The organism is Bartonella vaga (assembly GCF_037070895.1).
In the GTDB taxonomy this organism is placed as follows: domain Bacteria; phylum Pseudomonadota; class Alphaproteobacteria; order Rhizobiales; family Rhizobiaceae; genus Bartonella.
In genome coordinates, this window is the sequence record NZ_JAYMZK010000014.1 from 1 (window position 1) to 15169 (window position 15169).

Below are 15169 nucleotides of genomic sequence, written 5' to 3' on the forward strand. Positions count from 1 at the left end.
GTAACCATAATAGCCAAAGATACTGGAAATAATAGCGCAAATAAAGCTTACAAAAAATCCAAACCATCCAATGTGAGAGCCTGTTTTTTTAGCTTTAGATACTTCGTGTCGCATATCATTTAATGATCTATCAAGCTTTTTAGATAATGTATGAGCCTGTTGTTCAAAAGATTTTATTGCCTGTTTTGTTTTGGCTTCTGCTGTTTGATAAAGATGAACTGCACGGTTGGCGGCTTTTTGTGCTTCGGCACGTGTCATACCATTTTTCATGAGATCATTGATGATGTCACTTTGGTCGATATTTACCTTAATAGCTTGGACATGATCAGAAAGATGATCAGCTAAATCTTCCAGATAGTCATGATAGTGAGATGGATCATTTTTGAAAGCTGTTATTGTTGAATCAATGTCCTTGAGAGCTGCCTGATAATATTGTTTTAAGTGATCAGGATTGAGAGCAGGAATATCGTTTTTATCGAGAACTGTCTGCAACTCATTATGCAATTTATCAAAATTTATACCATTATCTTTTTTATCACCTAAAAAATCTTCAAAATTTTCTCTGGTTAATTTTGAAAAAAGAGAGGAAAGATTTTTTTTAACGCTATCCGCGGTTTGTTGTATTGCTGAACTGTTTTCTACTGCAGCTTTAGCTCCTAGCTTAGCTGCGCTTGAAACAAAAATGATGGATTGGAATGTCATAATAAGCGTTAACAGAGCCCAGGTTAAAAAGCCGTGAAGAGCTCCTGATGCTGCTGCTAAGCGTCCAGCGACAAAAGCACCGCTTGCAAGGCTTATAAGCATAACAATAAAAGAACCAATACCAACCGACAGAAAACTCCCTTCAAAAGGAGAGGAAGAATAGAAGTCAATTTGGCTCAGGCCTAATGCTGCAACCAGAAAAGATAAGCAGATCGATGTAGCGAGCGCTGTCACTAGCCCAGCAAAGATTGCTGACCATGAAATTGGTGTGTAGAAAAGAGGATACTCCGTGTCTAGGGATGCTTTTCCTAGCAAATGGGTATCAAAGGGTGTGTCTTCAGGAATGCGAATTTCCATGTTTTTATCTCCTTGAATGATGCTGGAGATAGAATGCCTTTTTCTTAATTATGTTCCAAAATGGGCAAAAATATCGAAAATAGGCAGAAAAATTTCTTCTATAGCTTCCTTATTATAATTTGAGGTTAGAGCCACTTTAATTAATAATTTTACGTGATAGTGAGAAAAACGGCCTATGAAAAATAAAAACAGGAAAAAGGATATCTTCGTATCACTAAGTTGTTGAGTGCAATGTATCTGTTATTGTTATCTCGTAAAAGTTATTGTTATCTCGTAAAATTTGAAAATATTGATTTTTACGCAAAAATGCTATCGATCATTTTGGTAAATGCAATATCGGAAACTTCAAAGAAAAATTGCGTTAGAGTAGACAATATTTTGTTCAATTATTTCGAAAAATTGTACAGATGGACTACTTTGTATAGGTTTTTATTCCAGCTATACGGTTTTGCAATTGTAGAATTTAAGCTGTATTATAAAGTGTTAAAAGAATTCTTTTGATATCCGCTTAACAGCAGCTATGGACAATGTAGGTGTTATAAAGCTGCAATCAGTATTTTTGAGAGTTATATAATCCTGAATACTTCAAGTCCTTTAGGAATTTATTAAAAGTGCACAGGAGAAAAGTTTATTGGTTATTTTTTTATGCAACAACGGGGGATATTTTGGTTTTACTGTCGCAACTTTTGGTAAAGGTTAAGTCGGTTCAAACGGCGTGTTGTAAGCTGATGTTATAATAGTGGGTGCTTTTTTGAATATGATACTCTTATTTCTCTGATAATGATCGCAGAAGAAGCAGAAACAGAGCTTTTTGTAGTTGTTCAATACGTTAATCAAGAAGGAAAGTAAATTTAAAATTTACAACATTGGGGATCAAACACGCTCTGTTCAGTTGATAAAGTGTATTTGTGAATATAACAGCTGGTCTTTAGCGTAAGTAGCATCAAGCATTAGTTAGGTTTTATCAGCGCAATAGTCGGAGTGATATGGGGAGTGAATCAAAAGACGCAAGTTGAGTAACTAAAAATAGCTTATTTATCGTTTTAGCTATTGGTGCTCAAGAATAAGGGTGGGACAAAAATACAATTAATACGTCAGTTTTTCTCAAAGTTTGAAGTGAAATATTATTCCTTCAATTTCAAGGTCGATTACAGAGGTGAGTTCGCATATTGTTGATTTCAAAATGCTAATCAATAATCTTGCGAAGCAATCTAACAGTGTTTTTCTTATCTTAATGTGTGATAGATCTGGGAAGCTCTTATAAAACAAAGCGGTTATTTCTAGATGGTCGCTTTAGCTTATCCAAGATCAACAGTTGTTTTTGATGCCTTCATGAAACACTCATTATATTCCATTTTACATTAGAAATAGTAAATAAAATGTATGAGAAGATGTTGTCGGAAAAGGGAGGCTTGTGAAGAAAAACGCAGAAATTATAGGCAATATATTCTTCAAGGAAAATTATTTTAAGCAAATGAGCTAAGTGGAAAAAGGAAAAGTCCTTATGGGTGGAGATATGAATCGTGCTGGGGTTGAAGGACACCTTTTGAAATTAGCCCGTCGAAGAGTGCCTAAGATAGAGCTTATATTCTGATATTATAAGTGCAAACACTCTCATAGCAGAATTATCTTGAGGATGAGAAGCATCCCTTTTGTAAAGCAAAGCTGGTGTGTGTTGCAGAAGACTCAAACTGATAAAATTATTGCAGCGTTTGTTGCTATAAGATAAGACACAAGTCATCCGTAAATACAAAATGTTGTTAGAGAATAATATGTCATTGAAACAAGAAAAAACCAAAGCCCGTTTACCTCGTGGTTTTGTTGATCGTACAAGTGCACAACTGTATGCAGCCGAAACTATGATTGCACAGATTCGTGAAGTCTATGAAATTTACGGTTTTGAAGCACTTGAAACGCCAATTTTTGAATATACGGATGTGTTGGGCAAGTTTTTACCTGATTCAGATCGTCCTAATGCAGGGGTTTTTTCGCTCCAAGATGATGATGAACAATGGATGTCTTTGCGCTATGATCTCACTGCACCTCTTGCTCGTTATTTTGCGGAAAATTTTGAAACTTTGCCCAAGCCTTATAAAAGCTATCGCCTTGGGTTTGTTTTTCGCAATGAAAAGCCTGGACCTGGGCGGTTTCGGCAATTTTTGCAGTTTGACGCTGATATTGTTGGAGCACCAAAAGTTGCGGCGGATGCTGAAATTTGTATGATGGCAGCGGACAGTTTGGAAAAATTAGGAATTCACCATCATGATTATGCCATCCGTCTTAATAACCGAAAAATTCTTGAGAGTGTTTTAAAGTTGATTGGTCTGGGTGGAAGTGAACAAGCTGAAAGGCGCTTAACCGTTCTTAGGGCAATTGATAAACTTGATAAATTTGGTTTTGAAGGTGTACGTTTGCTTTTAGGAAAGGGACGTTTGGATGCAAGTGGTGACTTTACAAAAGGAGCAGAGCTTAAGGACAAGGACATTGATTGTATTCTTGCTTTGCTCACGGTAAAAGCTAAAACAGCAGAGGAAGTGTTTGATGCTCTGAGACAAGTCGTTGGTCATCATGCTCAAGGGCTTGAGGGTATTCGTGAGCTTGAGGAAATGCACGCAATTTTTTCCGTAAATGGTTATCAAGACCGTATTAAAATTGATCCGTCAGTGGTGCGTGGATTGGAATATTATACGGGTCCTGTTTTTGAGGCCGCATTGCTGTTTGATGTTGTCAATGATGATGGACAAAAAGTTGTTTTTGGGTCTGTTGGTGGAGGTGGGCGCTATGACGGGCTAGTTGCACGCTTTCGTGGTGAAAATATTCCAGCAACAGGTTTTTCAATAGGTGTTTCGCGTTTGATAGCTGCTTTGCAAAATCTTGGAAAATTGCCTGTGAAAGAAAATACTGGGCCCGTTGTGGTGCTGATGATGGATAAAGAGGTAGAAATTGTTGCGCAGTATCAGAAAATGGTGATGCAATTGCGTAATGCAGGAATTCGTGCTGAACTCTATTTTGGAGCATCGGGGATTAAAGCACAGATGAAATATGCAGATCGTCGCCAAGCACCTTGTGTTATAATTCAAGGCTCACAAGAGCGCCAAAACGGAAAAATACAGATTAAAGATTTAATTGAAGGTGCGCGTTTGTCGCATGAAATTGAGGATAATAAAACATGGCGTGAAAGTAGGCCAGCGCAAGTAACAGTTGATGAAGAGCAATTAGTGAAAACGGTACAAGACATTTTGGCAGCGCAAAAACGATAAAAACTTTACATTTAAAAGAAGAGGTTCACGTCCTTGAAGGTGAACAGTCTTAAGAAAATAAAAATACAAACGACACAAACTTCTCTTTGTATAAGAATTTGTGCCGTGAAACTTATGTTTTTAAAATACGTGAATTGAGTCTGCAATTATCCTTGCAGAGCTTTTAGAACATTTTGTGGCGAAGAAACTTCATAAGGATCTGTCTGGCAATTATCTGAGTATCCCTTTTCTTCGAACCATTGTTCAATCACCCCATCATTAATAACTGCTGCATAGCGCCATGAACGCATTCCAAAGCCGAGATTATCTTTAGCAACGAGCATACCTATTTTGCGGGTGAATTCACCAGAGCCATCAGGAATTAATTTCACGTTTTTGAGACCTTGATTTTTCCCCCAAGCATTCATGACAAACGCGTCATTGACAGAAAGGCAATAAATTTCATCAATGCCGACCTTTTTAAATTCATCATAGAGTTTTTCGAAATCGGGAAGCTGAAAGGTTGAACAAGTAGGGGTAAAAGCTCCAGGAAGAGAAAAAAGAATAACACGTTTTCCTTTAAAATACTCATCGCTGTTAATGTCTTGCCACCGGTAAGGATTATCTCCACTGATTGATTCATCTCGTACACGTGTGTGGAAAGTAACGTTGGGAACGGTTTTTTTCATCATAATTATTGCTCCTATATTTTTATGAAAATTGTTTTTAAAAAAGCTCTTCCTATTTTAAAGCGCATTAAAGAAGGTGCTCATAGCCTCCTTCTTTAATGAGTTTGCAAGTATTTCATTGCTCCGTCAAGCAGAATTAACGGTCGACTTTGGCCGTTATTCACCTTAAAATGTAATAGGATGACAGCATTTTTACTATGATAACCACAGTTTTAATCATGGATTTTTATGATTAAAAACTGGTAACGTCTGGTTTGCATAGAATATATCGGTTTTTCAATAGTCTTATTCTGTTGAAAATTTTATAGAGTTTCTTTGTCAATAGTATTAAACTTTTTGGAAGGAAACCGCTGATTCTTATTGGTGAAAGACGTTATTTCAATCGTTCTCTTCTTCAGACTGTATCGAAAATGACGGTAGATCATGGTGCTTTTTATATTAGATAGGATGACGAGAAACTCTTTCCACACCGGCTATTTTGCATCTTATTTACAGATATCATGCCTATAGTGGTATTATCGCTCTCAGCAAGTCACGACACTGGTGGGGTAGAGAGGGATTATTGTATTAAACAATTTTCCCAATGACTGTTCTGTTCATGATTCTTTGTGCTAAGTTATGTTTTCAACGTTGAGATGTCTTTCTTTTTATAAAATTTTTGAGGCTTTAGATATTGGTTGAGAGAGAAAATGAACAACCTTTGTGGAGATCATGCAGGTAGATAGAGTGAATCCTGCAGCCTATTATGTTACTTTGATGCAAGAAGTTTTTGACTTGAAATGGTATTTCCAACGTTGTTGCATAAGGGTTAGCTTTACAAGTTTATGTAAGGCGTGCGTATTTTCAAGAATGTTGGTTAGTAGTGTTAACAGGTACAAATAGGGAGGAGCCTCGTTATTGCTTTATTGCAATATGAAAGCTCCCCACACAAACATGTCTAGGATCTGATAGCTCTCCAATCATTTTCAATATGTGGATTTCACGGATCTTTGTAATAGACGGAGTGTAAATCGTTAAGTGTGTAATAAAAATCAAACTATGAATAGCTTGATACTTTTATATTAAAGACTTGTTTCAAAGAGGTTTGTAGTTTGCTAATTTATTGTGGTGTAATCATCTTTTTTGGATCAACAAGCTGGTCATAATCCTCTCCGGAAACTCCTGCTTTTATAGCTTCAGCACGTAAAGTTGTATCATTTTTATGCGCTGCTTTGGCAATTTCTGCAGCTTTTTCATAGCCAACTTTTGGCGCAAGAGCTGTTACTAGCATTAAAGAGCGTTCCATGAGAGAGTGAATATGGACTCGATTGGCGCGTAATCCTTGAATGCAATGTAGATCAAAAGAACGCATGCAATCACCAAGAAGCATAATTGATTGCAAAACATTATAGCCAATGACAGGTTTATAAACGTTTAGCTCAAAATGCCCTTGACTTGCGGCAAATGTTACACTGGTATGATTGCCAAAGACTTGGCAGGCAACCATAGTCATTGCTTCACACTGTGTAGGGTTCACCTTTCCTGGCATAATGGAAGATCCTGGTTCGTTTTCTGGTAGGCTTAGCTCTCCTAATCCTGAGCGTGGGCCTGATCCCAAAAACCGTATGTCATTGGCAATTTTGAATAGATCGGCGGCTAATGCATTCAGACTTCCGTGGAAATGTGCAAGGGCTCCATGATGGGCGAGAGCCTCAAATTTATTAGTGGCGGTTTTGAAGGTTACTCCTGTGAGTGCGCTAATTGTTTCTGCAAAGGCAACATCAAAACCTTTCGGTGCATTGAGTCCTGTTCCAACGGCTGTACCTCCTTGAGCAAGTGTTTGGACGTCAGCAAGAGCTGTTTCTATGCGTTTGCGGTTGGCTTCTAGTGCGGCACGATAGCCTGAAAATTCTTGCGCTAAAGTTAAGGGTGTTGCATCTTGTGTATGGGTACGTCCAATTTTAATGATGTCAGCAAATTCTTCTTCTTTTTTTACTAAAGTAGTAATAAGGGATTCAAGAATAGGAAATAAGTGTTGGCGTGTTTGCAGTGTGGTGGCAATATGAAGCGCTGTGGGAAAGGAATCGTTTGATGATTGGCTCATATTTACGTGGTCATTAGGATGAACGGGTGTTTTGCTCCCTAGTTTTCCTCCCAAAAGTATATTGGCATGGTTGGCAATAACTTCATTCACATTCATATTGCTTTGCGTGCCAGAACCCGTTTGCCACACAGAAAGTGGGAAGTGTTTATCGAATACACCTGCGAGCACTTCGTCAGCAGCAGTAATGATCGCTTTTCCAATGTTTTGCGAAAGCTTTCCTTTTTCCATATTTACAATAGCGGCAGCCTTTTTTATAAGGCTTAAGGCATAAATGATGGTTAGGGGCTGTTTTTCTATGCCAATATTAAAATTATGCAGAGAACGTTCAGTTTGTGCGCCCCAATAACGATCTTGACGTACCGAAATCGTTCCAAAGCTATCCGTTTCCTGACGTGTTTCAACCATGATAAGATCCTTTTTGTTTACGGGTTAATAAAAACTAGTTAACGCAAAATAGAAAAAAGAGGCAAGACTTTGAAGCCTCTTTAGGTAAATTATTTTGTTGCAGAGTCCTTGACATTAAGGGGGGGCAATTGTATATCTGAAGTAGTGTTAGCACTCCCATGTTAAGAGTGCTAGCAAGGACTTAAGATTAATGCAATTATATTAAGTTTTAAGGATTTAAAACATGGCTAACATACAATTCCGTCCACTTCACGATCGTGTCGTTGTCCGTCGGGTTGAATCTGAGAATAAGACTGCTGGTGGGATTATTATTCCTGATACAGCAAAGGAAAAACCTCAAGAAGGTGAAGTTATTGCTATTGGCAATGGTGCACTCGATGATAACGGGAAGCGTGTGCCTTTAGAAGTAAAAACGGGAGACCGTATTCTATTTGGGAAATGGTCTGGAACCGAAGTAAAAATTAACGGGGAAGACCTCTTAATTATGAAAGAATCTGACATTATGGGAATTTTGGGCTAATTTAGCCTCTCAATTCTTTCATTATATATTATTTGAGATAGAGAACTCCAAGGAGAAGTTAAATGGCTGCTAAAGAAGTCAAATTTGGCCGTGAAGCGCGTGAGCGTTTATTGCGCGGCGTCGATATCCTTGCTAATGCTGTTAAGGTAACTCTCGGCCCTAAAGGTCGCAATGTGGTGATCGATAAATCATTCGGTGCACCTCGCATCACAAAAGATGGTGTATCCGTTGCAAAGGAAATCGAACTGGAAGATAAGTTCGAAAACATGGGTGCGCAAATGTTGCGCGAGGTGGCTTCCAAAACCAATGATATTGCTGGTGATGGTACAACAACTGCAACTGTTTTAGGGCAAGCCATTGTACAAGAAGGCGTAAAAGCTGTTGCTGCAGGCATGAACCCAATGGATCTCAAGCGCGGAATTGATGCTGCTGTTGATGAAGTGGTAGCAAATCTCTTCAAAAAAGCGAAGAAAATCCAAACTTCAGCAGAAATCGCACAAGTAGGAACAATTTCTGCTAACGGTGCTGCAGAAATTGGTAAAATGATTGCTAATGCCATGGAAAAAGTTGGCAATGAAGGCGTTATTACCGTGGAAGAAGCAAAAACTGCTGAAACGGAATTAGAAGTTGTTGAAGGTATGCAATTTGATCGTGGATATCTTTCTCCTTACTTTGTGACGAATGCGGATAAAATGGTGGCTGATCTTGATGATCCTTACATCCTCATTCATGAAAAGAAATTGTCTAATCTGCAATCTTTGCTTCCAGTACTCGAAGCTGTTGTTCAGTCTGGCAAACCGCTTCTCATTATCGCTGAAGATGTGGAAGGCGAAGCTTTAGCAACGCTTGTTGTTAACAAACTACGCGGTGGTTTGAAAATTGCTGCTGTGAAAGCTCCAGGATTTGGTGACCGCCGTAAAGCAATGCTCGAGGATATCGCAATCTTGACATCAGGTCAGGTTATTTCTGAAGATGTGGGCATTAAACTTGAAAATGTCACTTTGGATATGCTTGGTCGTGCAAAGAAAGTTAATATTTCTAAAGAGAATACAACGATTGTTGATGGTTCTGGACAAAAATCTGAAATTACTGCACGCATAAACCAGATTAAAGCTCAGATTGAGGAAACAACTTCTGAGTATGATCGTGAGAAATTGCAAGAAAGACTCGCTAAACTTGCTGGTGGTGTTGCTGTTATCCGTGTTGGTGGTGCTACAGAAGTTGAAGTAAAAGAAAAGAAAGATCGTGTGGATGATGCCTTAAACGCAACACGTGCTGCTGTGGAAGAGGGTATTGTTGCTGGTGGTGGAACCGCATTGTTGCGTGCTGCAAATGCGTTAACCGTTAAAGGAAGAAACCCAGATCAAGAAGCTGGTATCAATATCGTTCGCCGTGCATTACAAGCACCTGCACGCCAAATTGCAACAAATGCTGGTGAAGAAGCAGCGATTATTGTTGGTAAAGTGCTAGAAAATAATGCAGACACATTTGGTTACAATACTGCAACAAGTGAATTTGGTGATTTGATTGCTTTGGGAATTGTTGACCCAGTGAAGGTTGTGCGTTCTGCTCTTCAGAATGCTGCTTCAATTGCAAGCCTTCTTATCACAACAGAAGCGATGGTTGCTGAAGCTCCCAAAAAAGATACTCCAGTTCCTCCAATGCCTGCTGGTGGAATGGGTGGAATGGGCGGAATGGATTTCTAAGCCTTTTCATAAAGATAAGAAACGGGTCAAATTGGCCCGTTTTTTTTGTATGATTTTTCTTGTTCTTATACAATCGGTTTTATTTTATTATGGTTGTTCTGTTTTCATACGGTTTCTTATGAATTATTATTGCGCTAACAAATTTTACTTTTCACTTATATATGTTTGTTTTGCATAATAAATATTTTAGAGCAGCGTTTTTCTTTGAGATTTTTTGAGTCATTATTTTATAAATTTTTTCTCTTGTTGTTTGCGCAATGACATGAGTACCTAAGAATTTCAGGAAAAAATGTTAGATTGGCTAGAGACAATTAACACTTCTTACTTTATGACTGCTCATATGAAATGATTTTTCTTGAACACAAGAGCTAATGTATGAACCAATATCCTAAATGTCCTCACTGTGGTAGCCTTTATACTTATGAAGAGGGGCAAAATTTTGTATGTCCTGAATGTGCACATGAATGGCCACAAAAGAGTGAAGATTTTTCCCCTTCTGACATCTTTTGTGATGCAAATGGTCAAATTTTGGCAAATGGGGATAGTGTTATGGTGATAAAAGATCTTAAGGTGAAAGGTGCGGCATCTGTTCTCAAGAGTGGCACTAAAGTGAAAAATATTCGCTTAGTGGATGGGGATCATAATATTAACTGTAAGATCCCCGGGATTGGTCAGATTGGCTTAAAGTCTGAATTTGTTAAAAAAATTTAGTTTATATGCAGTTTTTAACGTGCATTTGCATGAGCTAGGGCTTTACCTTAGGACAAGAATTTTTTCAATTTTTAAAAGAGATATGTTTTGGCAAAGTGCTCAAGCGATGTGGTGTTTTGGAGAAATTTATCTTGTACGATATTGCTCCATGAAGTAACGCTTTGGCACCTGTTGTATTTTTCTTTTTGGCTATGTGTTAGATGGAGTTATGTGGTTTGAATACAGCGCGTACATAGAGCGTATTCTTGTTATGGTTCTCTTCTTTTATTGGTGTTCTATCTATCCTTTTTACTGTGGTACGGCTTCAACACCTAAAACTTCTGGAATAAAATGCCGTAAAAGATTTTCAATACCATGTTTTAGCGTCGCAGTTGCTGAGGGGCACCCAGCGCAGGCTCCTCGCATATTGAGGTAGACGATACCGTTTTCAAACCCTCGAAAGGTAATATCTCCACCATCATTAGCAACAGCTGGGCGAACACGTGTTTCTAGTAGCTCTTTAATTGTTAAGACGATATCAGCATCTTTTTCGTCATAAAATTCATTTTTAAGTGTATGGTTTTGTTCTTGTGTTGAGGCATTAGTGTTGATAACTGGATCACCGGACAAAAAATGTTCCATAATTGTGCCCAAAATGACCGGTTTGAGATGCTGCCACTCGCCGTCTTTTTTGCTTACGGTGATGAAATCATAACCAAAAAAAACACCATTAACATGTGGAATATTAAATAGTTTAGCAGCTAAAGGGGAATTTTTTGCGGCATCTTCACTGTTGCGAAATTCTAACACGTTTTCGGGAAGAACCACACGTCCCGGTAAAAATTTGAGTGTTTCAGGGTTTGGTGTGGTTTCGGTTTGAATAAACATACACTCTCCTTTTTATGGTTAGAGGCTAGAAAGATCTGAACCTAAAATGTGTATTTTAGGCAATAGATTCAATATCTTCATCTGTAAGATTACTCGGAATGACTGTGACAGGAATTGAAAAAGCTGTTCCTCGATTACCGATTAATTGGATAAGCGGTCCTGGTCCTTCTGCTTGTCCACTGGCTGCTAAGACAATGAGTCCGATCTTTTTATCTTCGTTAATCAGTTTGGAAATTTCATCAATTTTTTTACCTTCACGCACAATGATTTCTGTTTCAAGAGCATGAGTTGTACGTACATCATCTGCGATTTCTCCCAATACTTTATGGGCACTTTGCGTTGATTCCATTCGCATGACGTTGCCTACACCCAGAAAGTGTTGAAATTCTCCACTGTCAACAACACAGAGCAATAGCAATGTTCCATTTGTGTTTTTAGCATGCTGTGCGGCAAAAGCAACTGCACGCCGACATTCTGGTGTTTCATCGATAATGACCAAAATTTTTTTCTTGTGATCTCTTTTAAGATTTTGTTGCTTAGAATGCATGTGGTTTCTCTATGTTGTTTAAAAATGATGTTTCACTTTTTACAATTTAAGTTTTACATGTTTCATATATTGTGCAGAAATCCAACGATTTCACGGACTTTTTTCATATTTTTTTCTGCTAATGCACTGGAACGTTGTGCTCCATCATGTAAAATAGAGTCAATATAACCGCTTTCTTGATGCAGCCGACGTAATTCTTGTGTTATTGGTGCAAGTTTGTGGACGACAAGATCGGCTAAGGCTGTTTTGAAAAGCGCAAACTGTTTCCCTGAAAATTCTGAAAGTGCTTTTTCTTTGCTTATTTGTGCAAAGGCTGCATAAATACCTAGAAGATTGTTGACCTCTGGTCGTTCTTCTAGAGCTATTAATGTATCGGGAAGAGGTTTGGAGTCTGTTTTTGCCTTGCGTATTTTTTTTGCGATAAGGTCAGCATCATCGGTTAAATTGATACGGGAAAAATCAGAAGGATCTGATTTTGACATTTTTTTTGCGCCATCGCGCAATGACATAACACGCATAGCTGTTTTTCCAATAAGGGGCTCTGGTATTGGGAAAAAGCCTTTTTGTTTTTCGTCACCCATCTGCATTGAAATACCAAAATTTAGATCTGCAATGCGATGAGAATAATCGTTGTTGAATTTTTGCGCAATATCACGTGTAAGCTCAACATGCTGTTTTTGATCTTCACCCACAGGAACGTGTGTGGCACGATAGACTAAAATATCAGCTGCCATCAGACTTGGATAAGCAAAAAGTCCAAGGGATGCTTTTTCGCGATCTTTTCCTGCTTTATCTTTAAATTGTGTCATACGCTGAAGCCAACCGATACGGGCGATACAGTTTAAAATCCACGCGAGTTCGGCATGTTGAAAAACCTGAGATTGGTTAAAAATAATGTGCTTTTTAGGATCAATTCCAGCAGCTAAAAAAGCTGCTGTGGTTGCTCTTGTTGCTTCACGTAAGGTAAGTGGGTCTGGATTAACTGTAAGCGCGTGCATATCGACAACGCAATATAGGCAATTATAAGATGTTTGCAGCTCAACCCAACGTTTGATGGCTCCAAGATAATTTCCAAGATGTAGATTCCCACTCGGTTGTACGCCAGAAAATACAAGTGGTGTGAATGTGTTCATGGAAGGGTTCTTTCTTAAGTAAAGTTGTTCATTTTATGTTTTGTGACAAAGAGCCTTTCTGAAAGCAAGATAAAATATTATAGACGTTTTTTGAATTTTTTTAGGGTGAGGAAGAAGGAACGTGTGTCAATGAAAAAATAGGTACTTAAGTAGAAAAAGAATATAACAAGCATTATTCCTGCCAAGGTGCTTGCGCGCAAGAAAAATGATGCTTGTGAGGATAAAGGAAAAGACAAAAAGCCAAGCACATTAAGCAGATAGTGTAGAATCATTGAATTCAAAACTGTGAGGGTGATCAGCCACATGAGGCGTTTTATTAGTTGTGCATCGTATTTCCAATAGCCGCGTTTGATAAGGAAACCACAAAGCAAGAGGGTGTTGACCCATCCAGCAGTAATTTCGGCAATGACGATACCTCGTGCTGATAAAATTGGGAATAATATTAAAGCAAGACTGATATTGATGAAAACGCAAATTCCCGTGAAAATCATTGGTGTTTTTGTATCTTCATGAGCAAAGAAATTAGGAATAAATATCTTGATAAGCACAAAGGCTGGCAGCCCTAATCCGTAAAGTTCAAGCAGTTGTGCAACACGTTGTGTTGATTCGCTGGTAAATTGTCCACGCTCAAAAAGCAAACTGACCACAGGGGTGGAGAGCAGTAAAAAGGCAACGGATGCAGGTAATGTTAACAATAGGGTTAATTCAATGGAGCGATTTTGCAAATTGTAAATTTCTTGGTTCTTTTTGCTGCGTAGGGCTTTTGTTAATTCTGGCAAAAGAACAGTTGCAATGGCAATTGCTACCACACCCAGTGGTAATTGGTAAAGGCGGTCAGCATACATCAAAGAGGATACGGCACCAGATTGGCTGGAAGCAATATTGGTATTGATTAACAAATTGATTTGCGTAATGCCTCCCGTGATGGCAGCAGGGAAAGCTAAAGTTAAAAGCTTATACACATTAGGGCTGAAATGGGGGCGGCGGAAGAAAATTTTCATTCCACTTTGACGCAAAGCTACAGCAATTAAGGTAAGTTGGAGAATTCCTGCTACTAAGACACCCCAAGAGAGATTTAAGCCGATATGCCAAGTGTCAAGCTGATATATCCAAGCATAGACAAGCATGCCAATCAAAAGAATGTTCAAAAAAAGAGGGGCTATAGCTGCGATAAAATAGCGCCGCAAGGCATTCAACATTCCACCCATCATTGCTGCTAAAGACATGCAGGTTAAATAGGGAAACATGATTGCGGTGAAGTGAATTGTAGCATTAAATTTTGTGGCATCCTCTGCAAAACCTGGAGCAATTATCGTTCGTACCAAAAAAGGCATACTTAACTCCATGACAATGGTTAAAAGTAACAACATAGAAAAGAGAACACCAAATACCTCTTCTGCGAATTTGCATGCAGTTTCTTTACCATCTTCGGTAATTTTTTTTGCAAAAAGAGGAACAAAAGCTGCATTAAAGGCGCCTTCAGCAAAAAACCGACGAAATGTGTTTGGAAAACGAAAAGCAGCATTGAATGCATCGGAAACAGGACCAGTTCCCAAGGTTGCTGCCATCAACATTTCGCGTACAAAGCCAAAAATACGGCTTAAAAGGGTTCCAGAAGCAACCGTTGCAAATTTTTTAATCAGAATCATAAAAATACACTGAGTTTATTATAAAGGAAAGAAGGTGAAAAAATAAATAAAACCATTTTAGATCCTGAAAATTTCGCCAGCATACTAAATAATGACATATTTTTGAAGCGTTTTACGACGGTGTTCATCCTTCTGTCAATAAGAGTGCATAAGTGCTTTTTGAAACACGCTTCCTTAACTGTATTACAGTTCTTATCATTTGCATAATATGGATTATACAGACTTATATAGTTACCTGAAAAAATTACTCGAATTCCACAATCACGGTTGCTAAATACAGTTTTACATAAGATTATTAATTTTTCTACTTTAGAGGGCAAATAACGATTATTTTTTGCATATCTTATTCAAGAACTATTGCTTTAACATTAATAGAAGGCATTGATTTATATTGTATGGAAGAATTTAATAAAATTATGTATCCACAAAATTTTTCTAAATTATTAAATAGTGTTACATAAAACTTTTTTATTTCTTTGAATATTCTGCGAACATAAATAAATTCGTGTTTTTATTTTATAAGTATTAAAAACGAATTTTAATGTAGATATAGTTTACAAT

The 15169-nt window shown here is 38.0% G+C and carries 11 protein-coding genes; 4 read left to right on the top strand and 7 right to left on the bottom strand.

From position 1 onward, the window contains the following. A partial coding sequence (locus WCP76_RS06410) for a TIGR04086 family membrane protein (protein ID WP_336294846.1) occupies window positions 1-1059 on the bottom strand: 1059 nt, incomplete at its 3' end. Window positions 1060-2831: 1772 nt separating this feature from the next. Here WCP76_RS06410 and hisS point away from each other — a divergent pair. Next, entirely contained in the window at window positions 2832-4319 is a 1488-nt protein-coding gene (gene hisS / locus WCP76_RS06415; RefSeq protein WP_336294847.1) for a histidine--tRNA ligase, read from the top strand. 146 nt (window positions 4320-4465) lie between these two features. Here the strand turns inward: hisS and WCP76_RS06420 are convergent, their stop codons facing one another. Together WCP76_RS06420 and fumC are read right to left on the bottom strand one after the other, a co-directional pair. Further along, complete coding sequence (locus tag WCP76_RS06420) at window positions 4466-4990, bottom strand: peroxiredoxin (RefSeq protein WP_336294848.1); 525 nt, start codon at window positions 4988-4990, stop codon at window positions 4466-4468. 1096 nt (window positions 4991-6086) lie between these two features. Beyond that, the gene (gene fumC, locus WCP76_RS06425; RefSeq protein WP_336294849.1) at window positions 6087-7475 is read right to left on the bottom strand and encodes a class II fumarate hydratase; all 1389 of its coding nucleotides are present in this window, start codon (window positions 7473-7475) and stop codon (window positions 6087-6089) included. Between the two features lie 223 nt (window positions 7476-7698). On the opposite strand from fumC, the gene groES reads away from it, so the two are divergent. From groES to WCP76_RS06440, 3 genes are all read left to right on the top strand, one after another. Next, window positions 7699-7995: a co-chaperone GroES gene (groES, locus tag WCP76_RS06430; protein WP_005864441.1), complete on the top strand. Its 297-nt coding sequence runs from the start codon at window positions 7699-7701 to the stop codon at window positions 7993-7995. A gap of 62 nt (window positions 7996-8057) precedes the next feature. Continuing rightward, complete coding sequence (groL, locus tag WCP76_RS06435; RefSeq protein ID WP_336294850.1) at window positions 8058-9701, top strand: chaperonin GroEL; 1644 nt, start codon at window positions 8058-8060, stop codon at window positions 9699-9701. A gap of 375 nt (window positions 9702-10076) precedes the next feature. Beyond that, the gene (locus WCP76_RS06440) at window positions 10077-10412 is read left to right on the top strand and encodes a zinc ribbon domain-containing protein YjdM (protein ID WP_336294851.1); all 336 of its coding nucleotides are present in this window, start codon (window positions 10077-10079) and stop codon (window positions 10410-10412) included. Between the two features lie 288 nt (window positions 10413-10700). On the opposite strand, the gene WCP76_RS06445 is transcribed toward WCP76_RS06440, so the two are convergent. The 4 genes from WCP76_RS06445 to murJ form a co-directional block, all read right to left on the bottom strand. Beyond that, entirely contained in the window at window positions 10701-11279 is a 579-nt protein-coding gene (locus WCP76_RS06445) for a NifU family protein (RefSeq protein ID WP_336294852.1), read from the bottom strand. A 55-nt stretch (window positions 11280-11334) separates the two neighbouring features. Further along, window positions 11335-11826 carry a universal stress protein gene (locus tag WCP76_RS06450; protein WP_336294853.1) on the bottom strand — a complete coding sequence of 164 codons (492 nt, stop codon included), beginning with the start codon at window positions 11824-11826 and terminating at the stop codon, window positions 11335-11337. A gap of 62 nt (window positions 11827-11888) precedes the next feature. Further along, window positions 11889-12959: a tryptophan--tRNA ligase gene (gene trpS, locus WCP76_RS06455; protein WP_336294854.1), complete on the bottom strand. Its 1071-nt coding sequence runs from the start codon at window positions 12957-12959 to the stop codon at window positions 11889-11891. Window positions 12960-13036: 77 nt separating this feature from the next. After that, window positions 13037-14608, bottom strand: a complete 1572-nt coding sequence (gene murJ, locus WCP76_RS06460; protein WP_336294855.1) for a murein biosynthesis integral membrane protein MurJ — start codon at window positions 14606-14608, stop codon at window positions 13037-13039. Between the last annotated feature and the right edge of the window lie 561 nt (window positions 14609-15169).